The organism is Azospirillum thiophilum, from assembly GCF_001305595.1.
Taxonomy (GTDB): domain Bacteria; phylum Pseudomonadota; class Alphaproteobacteria; order Azospirillales; family Azospirillaceae; genus Azospirillum; species Azospirillum thiophilum.
Genome location: NZ_CP012401.1, coordinates 679,853 through 694,412, shown reverse-complemented (window position 1 = coordinate 694,412; position 14,560 = coordinate 679,853). Strand labels below are relative to the sequence as shown.

The 14,560-nt window shown below is 69.2% G+C and carries 14 protein-coding genes; 11 read left to right on the top strand and 3 right to left on the bottom strand.

The window, feature by feature from the left end; all coding sequences use genetic code 11:
* The first annotated feature begins 30 nt into the window (after positions 1 to 30).
* The 4 genes from leuS to AL072_RS03085 all read left to right on the top strand — a co-directional run bounded on the left by leuS (position 31) and on the right by AL072_RS03085 (position 4,769).
* A complete protein-coding gene (leuS, locus tag AL072_RS03100; protein ID WP_045581558.1) occupies positions 31 to 2,601 on the top strand; it encodes a leucine--tRNA ligase in 2,571 nt (856 codons plus the stop codon).
* 70 nt (positions 2,602 to 2,671) lie between these two features.
* Positions 2,672 to 3,145 carry an LPS assembly lipoprotein LptE gene (locus AL072_RS03095; RefSeq protein ID WP_245636734.1) on the top strand — a complete coding sequence of 158 codons (474 nt, stop codon included), beginning with the start codon at positions 2,672 to 2,674 and terminating at the stop codon, positions 3,143 to 3,145.
* A gap of 34 nt (positions 3,146 to 3,179) precedes the next feature.
* A complete protein-coding gene (gene holA, locus AL072_RS03090; RefSeq protein ID WP_045581559.1) occupies positions 3,180 to 4,205 on the top strand; it encodes a DNA polymerase III subunit delta in 1,026 nt (341 codons plus the stop codon).
* Positions 4,206 to 4,241: 36 nt separating this feature from the next.
* Entirely contained in the window at positions 4,242 to 4,769 is a 528-nt protein-coding gene (locus AL072_RS03085; protein WP_045582553.1) for a tryptophan-rich sensory protein, read from the top strand.
* A 13-nt stretch (positions 4,770 to 4,782) separates the two neighbouring features.
* Here AL072_RS03085 and AL072_RS03080 read toward each other — a convergent pair whose 3' ends face one another.
* Positions 4,783 to 5,829 (bottom strand): lysine-2,3-aminomutase-like protein, encoded by a 1,047-nt coding sequence (locus AL072_RS03080; protein WP_045581560.1) that lies wholly within the window; start codon positions 5,827 to 5,829, stop codon positions 4,783 to 4,785.
* Positions 5,830 to 5,895: 66 nt separating this feature from the next.
* On the opposite strand from AL072_RS03080, the gene AL072_RS03075 reads away from it, so the two are divergent.
* The 6 genes from AL072_RS03075 to AL072_RS03050 all read left to right on the top strand — a co-directional run bounded on the left by AL072_RS03075 (position 5,896) and on the right by AL072_RS03050 (position 11,677).
* Positions 5,896 to 6,648: a glycerophosphoryl diester phosphodiesterase gene (locus AL072_RS03075; protein WP_045581561.1), complete on the top strand. Its 753-nt coding sequence runs from the start codon at positions 5,896 to 5,898 to the stop codon at positions 6,646 to 6,648.
* A gap of 235 nt (positions 6,649 to 6,883) precedes the next feature.
* Complete coding sequence (locus tag AL072_RS03070; protein ID WP_045581562.1) at positions 6,884 to 8,281, top strand: NAD(P)H-dependent flavin oxidoreductase; 1,398 nt, start codon at positions 6,884 to 6,886, stop codon at positions 8,279 to 8,281.
* Between the two features lie 207 nt (positions 8,282 to 8,488).
* Entirely contained in the window at positions 8,489 to 8,947 is a 459-nt protein-coding gene (irrA, locus tag AL072_RS03065) for an iron response transcriptional regulator IrrA (protein WP_082108881.1), read from the top strand.
* A 200-nt stretch (positions 8,948 to 9,147) separates the two neighbouring features.
* Entirely contained in the window at positions 9,148 to 9,561 is a 414-nt protein-coding gene (locus AL072_RS03060) for a rubrerythrin family protein (RefSeq protein WP_045581563.1), read from the top strand.
* Positions 9,562 to 9,682: 121 nt separating this feature from the next.
* A complete protein-coding gene (locus AL072_RS03055; RefSeq protein ID WP_045581564.1) occupies positions 9,683 to 11,044 on the top strand; it encodes a (Fe-S)-binding protein in 1,362 nt (453 codons plus the stop codon).
* 42 nt (positions 11,045 to 11,086) lie between these two features.
* On the top strand, positions 11,087 to 11,677 hold the full coding sequence (locus tag AL072_RS03050; protein ID WP_045581565.1) for a DUF3501 family protein: 591 nt from the start codon (positions 11,087 to 11,089) through the stop codon (positions 11,675 to 11,677).
* Between the two features lie 48 nt (positions 11,678 to 11,725).
* Here AL072_RS03050 and AL072_RS03045 read toward each other — a convergent pair whose 3' ends face one another.
* Together AL072_RS03045 and AL072_RS34830 are read right to left on the bottom strand one after the other, a co-directional pair.
* Positions 11,726 to 11,968 carry a hypothetical protein gene (locus tag AL072_RS03045; protein WP_045581566.1) on the bottom strand — a complete coding sequence of 81 codons (243 nt, stop codon included), beginning with the start codon at positions 11,966 to 11,968 and terminating at the stop codon, positions 11,726 to 11,728.
* Complete coding sequence (locus AL072_RS34830; protein WP_045581567.1) at positions 11,965 to 12,195, bottom strand: hypothetical protein; 231 nt, start codon at positions 12,193 to 12,195, stop codon at positions 11,965 to 11,967. Before AL072_RS34830 ends, AL072_RS03045 begins: the two co-directional genes overlap by 4 nt.
* 208 nt (positions 12,196 to 12,403) lie before the next feature.
* On the opposite strand from AL072_RS34830, the gene AL072_RS03035 reads away from it, so the two are divergent.
* Complete coding sequence (locus AL072_RS03035) at positions 12,404 to 14,527, top strand: ATP-binding protein (protein ID WP_245636733.1); 2,124 nt, start codon at positions 12,404 to 12,406, stop codon at positions 14,525 to 14,527.
* Positions 14,528 to 14,560 lie beyond the last annotated feature (33 nt).

Here is a 14,560-nt window from a genome sequence, read left to right as displayed (position 1 = left end):
ATCTGGCACAACGGAAACGGCGTCGCGCTCATGTCGCGTTACAATGTCAAGGAAACCGAGGCGAAGTGGCAGGGCGTGTGGGACGGCAACGGCTGTTTCACCGCGCGCGAGGACGCCTCACGGCCCAAATACTATGTGTTGGAGATGTTCCCCTATCCGTCGGGGCGCATCCACATGGGCCATGTCCGCAACTACACCATCGGCGACGTGATCGCACGCTTCAAGCGCGCCAAGGGCTTCAACGTCCTGCATCCGATGGGCTGGGACGCCTTCGGCCTGCCGGCGGAGAACGCCGCGCTGGAGAAGAAGGTGCACCCCGCCGCCTGGACGCGCGAGAACATCGCGACCATGCGCGGCCAGCTGAAGACGATGGGCCTGTCCATCGACTGGGACCGCGAGATCGCCACCTGCGACGTGGACTATTACCGCCACGAGCAGAAGATGTTCGTGGATTTCCTGAAGGCGGGCCTGGCCTACCGCAAGGAATCCTGGGTGAACTGGGACCCGGTGGACAACACCGTTCTCGCCAACGAGCAGGTGATCGACGGCCGCGGCTGGCGCACCGGCGCGCTGGTGGAGAAGCGCAAGCTGTCTCAGTGGTTCCTGAAGATCACCGCCTATGCCGAGGACCTGCTGAAGGGGCTGGAGACGCTGGACCGCTGGCCCGAGCGCGTCCGCATCATGCAGGAGAACTGGATCGGCAAGTCCACCGGCGTCCGTTTCCGCTTCGGCATCAAGGGGCGCGAGGACGAGCTTGAGGTCTTCACCACCCGGCCCGACACGCTGTTCGGCGCCTCCTTCGCCGCGATCTCCCCGAATCACCCGCTGGCCGCCGAACTGGCCGCCGGCAACCCGGACCTCGCGGAGTTCATCGCCGAGTGCAACCGGCTGGGCACCAGCGAGGAGGCGATCGAGACGGCGGAGAAGCGCGGCTTCGACACCGGCCTCAAGGTCGTGCATCCCTTCGACCCGTCGTGGGAGCTGCCGGTCTATGTCGCCAACTTCGTGCTGATGGACTACGGCACGGGCGCGATCTTCGCCTGCCCGGCGCATGACCAGCGCGACCTGGACTTCGCCCGCAAATACGGCCTGCCGGTCCGCCCGGTGGTGATCCCGGCCGACGCCGATCCGGCGGCCTTCGAGGTCGGGACCGAGGCCTATACCGGCCCCGGCGTGCTGCGGAACTCCGCCTTTCTCGACGGGCTCGACACCGAGTCGGCGAAGGAGGAGGCCGGCAAGCGGCTGGAGGCGGCGGAGCGGGGCGAGCGCACCACCCAGTACCGCCTGCGCGACTGGGGCGTGTCGCGCCAGCGCTATTGGGGCTGCCCGATCCCGGTCGTCCATTGCGAGTCGTGTGGCATCGTCCCGGTTCCGGACGACCAGCTGCCGGTCGTGCTGCCGGAGGACGTGACCTTCGACAAGCCCGGCAACCCGCTGGCCCATCATCCGACCTGGAAGCACACCAGCTGCCCGGCCTGCGGCAAGCCGGCGCTGCGCGAGACGGACACCTTCGATACCTTCATCGAGTCGTCCTGGTATTTCGCCCGCTTCTGCTCGCCGAAGACCGAGGATGCGGCCTTCACCCGCGAGGCGGTCGATTACTGGCTGGGCGTCGACCAGTATATCGGCGGCATCGAGCATGCGGTCCTGCACCTGCTCTACAGCCGTTTCTGGACCCGCGCGCTGAAGACCTGCGGCTATCTGAACCTGGACGAGCCGTTCACCGGCCTGTTCACCCAGGGCATGGTCAACCACGAGACCTACAAGGATTCCGGCACCGGCGCCTGGCTGGCTCCGACCGACCTGACGAAGACCGACGCGGGCGAGTGGGTCCGCGCCGACAGCGGCGCGCCGGTCACCGTCGGCCGCGTCGAGAAGATGTCGAAGTCCAAGAAGAACGTGGTCGACCCGGCGCACATCATCGGCACCTACGGCGCCGACGCCGCCCGCCTGTTCATGCTGTCCGACAGCCCGCCGGAACGCGACCTGGAATGGACCGAGGCCGGCATCGACGGCGCCTGGCGCTACATCAACCGCCTGTGGCGGATGGTGACCGAGGCGCCGGTGGACCTGCCCGCCGCCGGCACGCCGAGACCCGAGTCGTTCGGCCCGAAGGCCGAGGCCGCCCGCCGCCTGGTCCACAAGACCATCGCCGGCGTGTCGGAGGATCTCGACAAGTTCCGCTTCAACAAGGCGGTCGCCCGCGTCCGCGAGCTGTCCAACGCGCTCGGCGAGCTGGACGGCAGGGGTGAGGGCGAGGCCTGGGTGCTGCGCGAGGGCTTCGAGTCGCTGGTCCGCCTGCTCGGCCCGATGATGCCGCATCTGGGCGAGGAGCTGTGGGCGCAGCTGGGCCACGCCACCCTGCTGGCCGACCAGCCCTGGCCCGACGCCGATCCCGCCCTGGTGGTGGAGGACAGCGTCAAGGTCGCGGTCCAGGTCAACGGCAAGCTGCGCGCCACGCTGGAACTGCCGCGCGACATGGACAAGGACGCGGCGGAGCAGGCGGCGCTTGCCGATGCCAACGTCCTGCGCGCCATGGACGGCAAGCCGGCGCGCAAGGTCATCGTCGTCCCGAACCGGGTGATCAATGTTGTCATCTGAACCCAGACCGGTCCGCCAGACCGTATTTCGGCGCACCCTGGCGCGGGGGCTCTTCGCCCTCGCGCTCGGCTTGTCGGCCTCGTCCCTGTCAGGCTGCGGCTTCCAGCCGCTCTACGGCGGAAGCGGGGTCGGGGCCGCGGCGTCGGACCGGCTGATGGAGGTCGACATCGCGTCGATCCCCAACCGGGAGGGACAGAAGCTCCGCAACCTGCTGATCGACAATTTCTATCCGTCGCAGCGGCCGGGCAATCCGCGCTACCGGCTGGACGTCGCCCTGTCGGCGTCGGAGCAGAAGCTGGCCCTGCAGAAGGACGCCACCGCGGTGCGCGCCCAGCTTCTGGTCAACGCGCCGTACCGTCTGACCGACACCCAGACCGGCAAGGTGGTGTTCCAGTCCAACTCGCGCTCAATGATCAGCTACAACACGCTGGAACAGCATTACGCAGCCATCGTGACGGTGCAGAGCGCCTATGACCGGGCGTTGGAGGATATTTCCAACGACATCACCACCCGCGTCGCCATGTTCCTCGGCCGGGAAAGCTGAACCAGCCGGGGAACGCTGAAGAAGGACGGCGCCGGTGAAACTCCAGGCCAAGGCGATCGACGGCTTCCTGCGCAGCCCGGACCCCAAGGTCCGGGCGGTGCTGCTTTATGGCCCCGATTCGGGGCTCGTGCGCGACCGGGCCCAGACCCTGGGCAAGACGGTCGTCGCCGACCTGTCCGATCCCTTCCGTGTCGCCGAGTTCCTTGGCCGGGCACTGGCCGACGATCCGGCGCGGCTGGCCGACGAGGCCGCGGCGCTCTCCTTCACCGGCGGCCGCCGGCTGATCCGGGTCCGCGATGCCGAGGACAACGCGACCGGCGCCTTCGCCGCCTTCCTCGACGATCCGCCGCCGGGCGACAGCCTGGTGGTGGTCGAGTCGGGCGACCTGTCGGCACGGTCGAAGCTGCGCCTGCTGTTCGAGGGCGCGGACGGCGGCGCCGCCATTCCCTGCTATGTCGAGGAGGAGGCCTCGCTCGGCCGGGTCATCGCCGACATCCTGCACGGCCATGGGCTGACCGCCGATCCCGATGCGCTCGCCTTCCTGTCGGCCAACCTCGTCGGCGACCGCATGGTCGCCCGCGGCGAGGCGGAGAAGCTGGCGCTCTATATGGGAAGCGGGAAGCGGGTGCGGCTGGAGGATGCCCAGGCCTGCATCGGCGACAGCGCCGCCCTGTCGATGGACGAACCGGTGTGGGCGGCGGCCGAGGGCGACTTCGCCACGCTCGACCGCTCGCTGGCCCGGCTGTTCGCCGAGGGCACCTCGCCGGTGCCGATCCTGCGCGGCGCCCAGCGCCATTTCCAGCGCCTGCAACTGCTGTGCGCCCAGGTCGCCGCCGGCAAGGCGCCGGAGGCCGCCGTCGAGTCGCTGCGCCCGCCGGTCTTCTTCAAGCTGAAGACCCGGCTGGTCAAGCAGGCCCGCCGCTGGTCGCCGGCCCAGGTCCGCCAGGCGCTGGAACGGCTGGTCGATGCCGAGGCCGACTGCAAGCGCACCAACATGCCGGATCAGACGCTGTGCGCCCGGGTGCTGTTCCAGCTCGCCTCGCTGGGCGCCCGGCGCTGACTTGACCGCACTGCCGGGCGCGCTATGTCGCCGGACATGAGCGATGCGTCCTTCTCCCCGCCACGGCCCGCCCCCTTCCGGGTGCGCTGGTGGCAGCCCCTGCTGTTCTGGCTGATCGTCAATGGCTGGGGCTTCGTCGAACGCGGGGCGCAACCCTTCGCCGGCCACCAGCCGTCGCCGCTGCAGCCGCCCGGCTGGGTGTTCCCGGTGATGTGGTTCACGCTGAACGTCTTCCAGATCTGGGGCGACATCCGGCTGTTGGATCCGGCGCGGCCCATCCGCGACCGCGGCCTGCTGATCGGGCTCCAGGCGCTGACCTGGGCGATCTACGCCAGCTTCAGCCTCGTCTACTTCACGCTGGGCAGCTCGATCCTCGCCGCGGCCTGGACGATCACCTTCTTCGTCGTCACGTCGGCCTGCATCGCCCTGGTGGCCCGCGACGACCGCGGCATCGCGCTGATCTGGACGCCGCTGATCCTGTGGACCGGCTTCGCCTCGGTCGTCGGTGTCCACAACGCGCTGATCAACCCCGACCCGCTGTTCGGCACGCCGGCTTTGTGGTGAGGCGCGGGGGCCGTCAGCCCCGGTAGTCGTGGACCCGTCCGGTGAAGTCGGTCGCCCGGTAGCGCCCCTCCCCCTCCTCCTCGACCCACGCCGCGGCGGCGGGAGCCTTGCCGTGGCCGCCGGGGATGTCGAGGACGTAGGTCGGCTGGCAGAGGCCGGACAGCCGGCCGCGCAGCCCGCTCACCAGCGCCCGCCCTTCGGCCAGGGAGGGGCGGAAGTGGCTGGTGCCGGCGGCGAGGTCGGGATGATGCAGGTAGTAGGGCTTCACCCGGTTGCGCACCAGCCCGCGGAACAGCGCCTCCAGCGCCGCATGGCTGTCGTTGATGCCCTTCAGCAGCACGGTCTGGCCGACCAGCGGGATGCCGGCGTCGACCAGCCGCGCCAGCGCGGCGCGCACCGGCGGCGTCAGCTCGTCGGCATGGTTGACGTGCACGGCGACCCAGGTCGCGAGGTCCGGAGCGGTCAGCGCCTCCACCAGCTCCGGCGTGACGCGGTCGGGGTCGGCAGCGGGGATGCGGCTGTGCAGGCGCACCACCCCGACATGGGGCATCGCCGACAGCGCCTGTACGATGCCGCGCAGCCGGCGGGGCGACAGCAGCAGCGGATCGCCGCCGGTGACGACGACCTCCCACACTTCTTCATGGTCGCGGACATAGGCGAGCGCGGCGTCCAGCTCCTCGGCGGTCAGCGCCTCGCCGCCCGGACCGACCATCTCGCGGCGGAAGCAGAAGCGGCAATAGACGGCGCAGGCGTGCAGCGGCTTCAGCAGGACACGGTCGGGATAACGGTGGACGATGCCCTTGACCGGGCTGCGCACGACGTCGCCGATCGGATCCTCGCGCTCCTCCGGCGCGGTGTACGCCTCGGCGGGAGAGGGGACGTACTGCGCATACAGCGGATCTTGAGGATCCTTGGGGGCCGTACGTCCGGCCAGCGTCTCGCGCAGGTACGGCGTCAGCGCCACGGCATAGCGGTCGGCGACCGTGCGTACGGCGTCGCCGGCCTCGGGCGTCATCAGCCCGGCGGCCACCAGATCGGAAACGCTGTGCAGGGCCTTCATCGCTCTTTCCCGTCTCGACGGAATGGGTCATGTAGGAAAGCGACCGCTCTTACTCCCGCGAGACCCATGCTGTCGACTCTTCCCCGCCTGATCGGCCATCGCGGCGCCAAGGAAAACGCGCCGGAAAACACCCTCGCCTCGATCCGCGAGGCCGCCCGCCAGGGCGCCCGCTGGGTGGAGGTGGATGTCATGCTGACCCGCGACCGCCGGCCGGTGCTGATCCATGACGACACGCTGGACCGCACCACCACCGGCAGCGGCCCCGTCCCGCTGCTGGATCTGGATGAGCTGCGGCAGCTCGACGCCGGCCGCTGGTTCGATGCCGGTTTCGCCGGGGAACGGGTGCCGACGCTGGAGGAGGCGGTGGCGCTGGTCCGCGAACTCGGCCTCGGCCTCAACCTGGAGATCAAGCCCTATCCGGGACAGGAGGAGGCCACGGCGGAGGCGGCGATCGACACGCTGCGCCGCCTGTGGCCCGCCGGCCTGCCGCTTCTGCTGTCCAGCTTCGAGGTGCCCTGCCTGGAGGTGGCGCGGCGGTTGTGGCCGGAGAACCCGCGCGGCTACCTGCTGTGGGATCCGCCGGCCGATTGGGCCGCCATCGCCGACCGCATCGGCGCTGCGACGCTGAACGTCCACCAGGACCGCCAGACCGCCGGCAGCGTGGCGGAGTATCGCGCCACCGGCCGCCCGGTGCTGGCCTACACCGTCAACGACGCAGCCCGTGCCCGCGAGCTGTTCGGCTGGGGCGTGTCGGCGGTCTTCACCGATGCGCCCGGCCGGCTGGCCCGCGACCTCGGGCCGGAGGCCTTGGGGAGCTGAGGGGAGCCGCGGTCCGCACGGCGGCGCTTCCGTTCGCAACTGCGGCAATTCGTGAACGTTTTTTGCGCGAGGGGCTGAATCCACTCGTCGGGCGGGCCAATTCCTCATATATAGAACCGCAATGGCGATCCCGCCGGAATCCATGCGGATTCCGGCGGAGCCTTTCGTCGTCTGGTTGTCCGCCGCTTTTGGTCCGGCGCCCCCGCGGCGCCACGTTCGGTCTTTGGAGGGTTCGTTGAAGGCGTTGAAGCCGTTGCCGATGTCCGGCCGGGAGGTTTTGCCGCTCGTCGAGGGTGGCAAGGGTATTGCCGTGTCCAACGGCGAAAGCTCCGGCGCCTGGGCGGCTGCCGGCGGGATTGGGACCTTTTCGGGTGTCAACGCCGACAGCTACGATGAGAACGGCAACCTTCTGCCGCAGATCTACAAGGGTCGGACCCGGCGCGAGCGCCACAACGAGCTGATCGCCTTCGGCATCCAGGGCGGCATCGCCCAGGCGCGCATCGCGCACGAGGCGTCGAACGGCCAGGGCCGCATCCACATGAACGTCCTGTGGGAGATGGGCGGGGCCGAGCACATCCTGCACGGCGTGCTGGAAGGCTCCCAGGGCCTGATCCACGGCGTGACCTGCGGTGCCGGCATGCCCTACAAGGTGGCCGAGATCGCGGTGCGCTACGGCGTCCACTACTACCCGATCGTGTCGTCGGCGCGCGCCTTCCGCGCGCTGTGGCTGCGCGCCTACCACAAGTTCCGCGACAATCTTGGCGGCGTGGTCTACGAGGATCCGTGGCTGGCCGGCGGCCACAACGGCCTGTCCAATTCCGAGGATCCGCAGAAGCCGGAGGATCCGTTCCCCCGCGTCCTGGCCCTGCGCCAGATGATGAACAGCTTCGGCCTGACCGATACCCCCATCGTGATGGCGGGCGGCGTCTGGTGGCTGTCCGAGTGGGAGGACTGGATCGACAACCCCGATCTGGGCCCGATCGCCTTCCAGTACGGCACCCGCCCGCTGCTGACCCAGGAAAGCCCGATCTCGATGGCGTGGAAGCGCAAGCTCGTCGCGCTGCAGCCGGGCGACGTCTTCCTGAACCGCTTCTCGCCGACCGGCTTCTATTCGTCGGCGGTGAAGAACCCCTTCCTGCTGGACCTGATGGCCCGGTCGGAGCGCCAGGTCGCCTATCTGTCCAAGCCGGTGGGCGAGCATTCGGCCGAATTCCCGGTCGGCCCGCGCGGCCGTCCGGTCTATGTCACCGAAAGCGACAAGCAGCGCGCCGAGGGCTGGCTGTCCCAGGGCTTCACCACCGCCCTGAAGACGCCGGACAGCACGCTGGTCTTCGTCACCCCCCAGCAGTCGGAGCGGATCCTGCACGATCAGGTCGACTGCATGGGCTGCCTGTCGGCCTGCGGCTTCTCCAACTGGATGGAGAACGAGGAGGGGACGACGGGCAAGCGCGCCGATCCGCGTTCCTTCTGCATCCAGAAGACCCTGCAGGCGGTGAGCCACACCGACGACTGCGAGAACCAGCTGATGTTCGCCGGCCACAACGCCTATCGGTTCGCCAGCGATCCCTACTACAACGACGGCTTCATCCCGACGGTGAAGCAGCTGGTCGAGCGCATCGCCACCGGTTACTGACCGGTCCGGTCCCGGAACGGAAGAGCGGCCGGCGAGTTCGGCCGCTCTTCCGTCCGGCGCGACAATGGCTTGCGTCGCCTTTGCGAATGGTTTTACAGTTCAGCGACCTGCGGCCTTGTGCCGCGGTTCGCCAGCGGCCACGCGTCGCCGGCCCGATCCCGGACAGCATGTCCGATTTTTTGAGCCGACTGTACGGGGGCCGCGCCCATGATGACCGCCGAACGTCCCTTCAAGCGAGCCCTCGACCGGCTGAACGGTGCCGGTCTGCGTCCGACCCGCCAGCGTCTCGGGCTCGCCCGCCTGCTGTTCGAAGGCTGCGACCGGCACATCACCGCCGAGCAGTTGCATGGCGAGGCGCTGGCCGCCGATCTGCCGGTGTCGCTGGCGACCGTCTACAACACGCTGAACCAGTTCACCGACGCCGGACTGCTGCGTGAAGTCGTGGTCGAGGCCGGAAAATCCTATTTCGACACCAACACCAGCGACCACCATCATTTCTTCGTCGAATCCACCGGCCGGCTCGAGGACATTCCCGCCGAGCGCCTCATCGTGCAGAACCTGCCCAATCCCCCGGCGGGCACCCGTGTCACCCGCGTCGACGTGATCGTCCGCCTGGTCGAGGCCGGCGAGGACGAGGGCAAGGGCGAGAACGGTACGGGCGCCTGACGCCGCGGCACCTGGATCAAGCTGGCATCCTGCTTGCGAGCGGCTCGCAAAACCGGTTGATGCGCCGTCTGTTGGGGCGGTGTTTAGAAGCGGTCCAGACTGTTGACCTCACGAACGGTTGGTGACAAGATCCAATCCACGCCGGCGCACATCAGTCACAGGCGTGGGACGCCCGGCGCAACCGTCCGGAGGAACCCGTCATGTCGTTGAAGGGCAGCAAGACCGAAGAGAACCTGAAGGCCGCCTTCGCCGGCGAAAGCCAAGCGAACCGCCGCTATCTGTACTTCGCGCAGAAAGCCGACATCGAAGGTTACAACGACGTCGCCGCCGTCTTCCGCTCCACCGCGGAGGGCGAGACCGGCCATGCCCACGGCCATCTCGAATTCCTGGAGGAGGTCGGCGATCCGGCCACCGGCCTGCCGATCGGCGAGACCGGCAGCAACCTCAAGGCCGCCATCGCCGGCGAGACCCACGAATACACCGACATGTATCCGGGCATGGCCAGGACCGCCCGCGACGAAGGCTTCGACGAGATCGCCGACTGGTTCGAAACCCTGGCCAAGGCCGAAAAGAGCCATGCCGGCCGGTTCCAGAAGGCGCTGGAAGCGCTGTAAGGGCGCCGTCCGCCATTCCCTCTGACCGTCTCCTTCTCCCGCGCGAGGGGGGAGGGGATGGTCAGACCCCGCCAAGACCCGCCAAGATCACCGGGAAGCAATTCATCGGGAAGGACCGCCCATGCGCGAAGGCAGCCTGGAGGCGCCCGTCCGCCATCCGCTCGACTGGACGGATCCCGCCTTCCATGACGAGGCGGCGCTCGATGCCGAGATGCGGCGGGTCTTCGAGATCTGCCACGGCTGCCGGCGCTGCTTCAACCTGTGCGACAGCTTTCCCCGGCTGTTCGACCTGATCGACGCGGCGGGGGATGCCGAGCTGCATGGCGTGCCGTCCGCCTCCTTCAAGGGGGTCGTCGACGCCTGCACGCTGTGCGACATGTGCTTCATGACCAAATGCCCCTATGTGCCGCCGCACGAATGGGCATTGGATTTCCCGCACCTGATGGTGCGCTACCGGGCGATGGAGGCGAAGAGGGACGGCGTTCCTTTCGCGCTGAAGCAGCTGACCCAAACCGACCGCAACGGCGAGCTGGCGCGCCCGGTCGCGGCGGTGGCCAACTGGGCCTCGGCGGAAACCAACAGCCTCACCCGGCCCATCCTGCAAAAGGTCGCCGGCGTCCATGCCGAGGCGCATCTGCCGAAATTCACCGGCAAGACCCTGATGATGCGCGCCAAGGCGGACCGGCCGGAGCTGAACCGGGAGGCGCCGGCTTTCGGCAAGCGCAAGGCGGTGCTCTACGCCACCTGCTTCGCCAACTACAACAACCCGGCCATCGGCATGGCCGCCCGCGCCATCCTGGCTCGCAACGGGGTGGAGACCGAGGTGGCCTATCCGTCCTGCTGCGGCATGCCCCAGTTGGAGCAGGGCGATCTCGCCGGCGTCGACGCCAAGGCGGCCAAGGTGGCGCAGGCGCTCGGCTCCTGGATCGACAAGGGCTACGACGTGGTGGCGCTGGTGCCGAGCTGCGCCCTGATGCTGAAGATGGAATGGCCGCTGATCGTGCCGCGGGACGCGCCGCACCGGGCGGCGGTGGAGCGGCTGGCGCAGGCGACCTTCGACGTCAGCGAATACATCGTCGACATCGCCCGGCGTGACGGACTGGCCGAGGGGCTGCGGCCGTTGCCGGGCGGCGTGGCGCTGCACATCGCCTGCCACGCCCGCGCCCAGAACATGGGGCAGAAGGCGGCGGAGATGCTGCGGCTGATCCCGCAGGCCGACCTGAAGGTGATCGAGCGCTGCTCCGGCCATGGCGGCTCCTGGGGGGTGCTGACCGGGAATTTCCCGGTGGCGCTGAAGGTGGGCAAGCCGGTCGCCACCCAGGCGCTGAAATCGGAAAAGCGGTTCGTCGCGTCGGAATGCCCGATCGCCGGCCCGCACATCATGCAGGGGATCGAGCGGCTGAAGGGCGAGGATGCCGGCTCCGGTCCCGAGCAGCTGCATCCGGTGGAGCTGTTCGCCCGGGCCTATGGGATCGTCCTGTAGACGGCCCTTTTTGGAGATGCCCGTTTTTTGGAGACGAAAGCCATGACGATCAGGACGGAGATCACGCGGGCCGACATCCTGCCGATGGACCGCTATGCCCGCGAGCGGGCGGAGCGCCGCAAGGCGGTGGTGGCGCTCAAGCGGAGCCGCCGCATCGCCGTCGGCCCCTACGCCACCTTCCATTTCGAGAATTACGAGACGATGCTGCAGCAGGTCCACGAGATGCTGCACATCGAGAAGGGCGGGGAGGAGCAGATCGCCGACGAGCTGGGCGCCTACAACCCGCTGGTGCCCAAGGGGCGCGAGCTGGTCGCCACCGTGATGTTCGAGATCGACGACCCGGAGCGCCGCCAACGCGTCCTCGGCAGCCTGGGCGGGGTCGAGGATCGCATGAGGATCCAGCTCGACGGCCAGAGCATCGCCGGACGGCCGGAAAGCGACCTGGAGAGGACGAACGAGGCGGGCAAGACCTCGTCGGTCCATTTCATCCATTTCGACTTCACCGCCGCCCAGGTCGAGGCGTTCCGCCGGCCGGGCGCGCAGGTGCTGATCGGCATCGACCACCCCGATTACGGCCACCTCGCGGTGATGCCGGAGGCGATGCGGGCGGCGCTGGCGGCGGATTTCGCCTGAGTGACTTGGTTTGAGGGAAGACTGCCTTGGGCAAGTCGCGCGGTTCGGTCAGCCCTCGTCCGCGGGGAGCGCCGGCTGCCCGGCCGGGCGGTCGACGAAGGGCCAGCGCATATAGGCGAAGACCCAGATGGCGAGGATGTTCACATAGGGGAACAGCAGCAGCAGGATCCACAAGGGGCTGCGTCCGGCCTTGGCCAGCACCCAACCGCCGGCGACCATGGTGTAGGTCAGCACCAGCGAGATGATCAGGTAATATTGCCAGGGCTCCAGCCCGTTGACGAACGCGCTCATGCCGTCCTCCGCGCCTTGGTCTTGCGGGGCTGCCGCACCGGCAGGACCGGCCAGCGGCTGTGCGCCAGCACGCCGATCACCGGGACCAGCCCGAAGGGCACCAGCGCCAGCAGCGCCCACCAGGGCGTCAGCCCGGCCCGGCGCAGGATGCGCCACAGCGGCCAGACGATGGCGACGTTGAACAGCACGAGCCCGAACAGGGGGCTTTCGATGAAATCCTGCAGCATGTCCGGCCCGAACCCTCCTCGATACCGCCGGGCAGAGAAGCGCGGGCGGCCGGCTTTGTCGAGCCAAAGTTTCCTGCATTCCGCATCCGGGGCCGCCTGGAAGGCGGTGACGGCGTGAACTTGGGCGGGCGGGCATGCTACAGTCGGCCGTGTCCGGCCCCATCGGCCCGGCGGTTTCATCGACAGCAGCGGCGGCGGACCATCTCCCTTGACGGATCTTTCCGAACCGGACCGCGGCGGGTTCCAGGGGCGCCGGCGCTTTCCGCTGCCGTCGCCGGTCGCCGGCTTGCGCATCGGCCTTCTCATGGCGGTGATCGCCGGCTTCTGGCTGGTGGCCTACGCCGACCTGGAACGCGCGCGTGACCGTGCCGTGCAGGACGGGCTGCGGCAGACCGGCAACCTGTCGCGTCTGCTGGAGGAGGATGCCCGCCGCGTCATGTCGGTGACCGCGCGCACCCTGTACGCGCTGGCGGAGAGTGGCCGGATCCCCGCCCATCTCATGACGGAGGCGGCGAAGGCGGACGCCGGCCCCGGCCCCAGCTCCGGCCCCGGCCCGGCACTGCGGACCTTGCTGATCATGGCCCCCGACGGGCGGGTGCGGCAGGCCGCCGGACTCGATTCGCCCGAATCCCTGGCCGGAACGGTGCCGTTCGAGATCGCGCGCACCGAAGCGGCGTTCGTGGGGCCCTACCGCGACCCGGACGGCGGCTGGCGCGCCATCCTGAGCCGCCCGCTGGTGGACGGCGGCGGCATGGCGATGGCGGTGATCGATCTCGACCGCTTCGCCCGGCTCTATGCCGGCCAGGACATCGGCCCGCGCAGCATCATCCTGCTCTATGGCGAGGATGGCGTGGTGCTGGCCTATTCGCGCGCGAGCAGGCTGCTGGATGCCGACCGGGCCGCTTTCGCATCGATCGTGCCGCGCCTGGAGCCGGGCGAGACGGCGCGGACGCTGTCCGGCTTCGACCCGTCGGAAGGACGCGAGCGCATCGGCACCGTCCGCCGGGTGGCCGGCTGGCCGCTGTACGTCTATGTCCGCGTCGGCACCGACGACGTGCTGTCCGGCTGGTACGACGACCGCTGGAAGCGCATCCTGGAAACCGCGGCGGTGTCGGTGGTGCTCGGCCTGCTGGCCCTGCTGGCCTTGCGGCAGCTCGGGCGGCTGGAGACGACGACCCTGGCGCTGCGGGCAAGCGAACGGCGGTCGCAGGCGCTGTTCGACAGCAGCTTCCAGATCATGGGGCTGCTGTCGCCCGACGGCCGGGTGCTGGCGCTGAACCGGCCGGCCTGCGCGCTGGCCGGCTTGCCGCCCGAGGCGCTGGTCGGTCATCCCGCCTGGGAGTTCCGCGGCTGGGCGCGGACGGACGAACTGGCGAACGCCTTCCGCAATTCGATCGACAAGGCGGCATCGGGCCGCTTCGTCCGTTACGAGACCGATGTGGTCGCCGACGGCCTCACCCGGGTGATGGACGTGTCGATCAAGCCGGTGCATGACGATGCCGGCGCGGTGACGCTGCTGGTGGTGGAGGCGCGCGACATCACCGAACGGGTCGAGGCCGCCGAACGGCTCGCCGCCGCCCGGGATCAGGCGGAGGCCGCCAACCGCGCCAAGAGCGCCTTCCTGGCGACCATGAGCCATGAGCTGCGCACGCCGCTGAACGCGATCATCGGCTTTTCCGAGATCATGCTGCATGAGCTGTTCGGCCCGCTGGGCAGCCCGCGCTATCACGATTATGCCCGTCATGTGCAGGGCAGCGGGCGCCATCTGCTCGACCTGATCAACGACGTGCTGGACATGTCGAAGCTGGAGGCCGGGCGCTATACGCTCGACGAAAGCTGGCTGGCGCCGGCGGCGGCCATCGACGATTGCCGGGCGCTGTCAGTGGTGCCGGCCGAGTCCGGCGGGGTGGCGCTGACGGCCGACTGCGCGCCCGGCCTGCCCGACCTGCTGGCCGACGAACGCGCCCTGCGGCAGGTGCTGCTGAACCTGTTGTCCAACGCGGTGAAGTTCACCCCGCGCGGCGGCCGGGTGGCGGTGACGGCCGGGGTCGATACGGCGGGCGGGCTGGCCATCGCCGTGCGCGACACCGGCATCGGCATCCCAGCCGATGCCCTGGCCCGCATCATGGAACCGTTCCAGCAGGCGGACAGCAGCATTCCCGGCCGTTTCGGCGGCACCGGGCTAGGGCTGTCGATCTGCCGCGACCTGATCGCCCTGCATGACGGCAGCCTGTCCATCGACAGCGAACCCGGGCGCGGCACCACCGTGACCATCCGCTTCCCGGCCGCCCGCGTCCGTCAGCCGGTTGCGGTGGAGGATGGGCGGGCGTAAGCCTGTCCATCCGGGAACCAGACAGGGAAACGC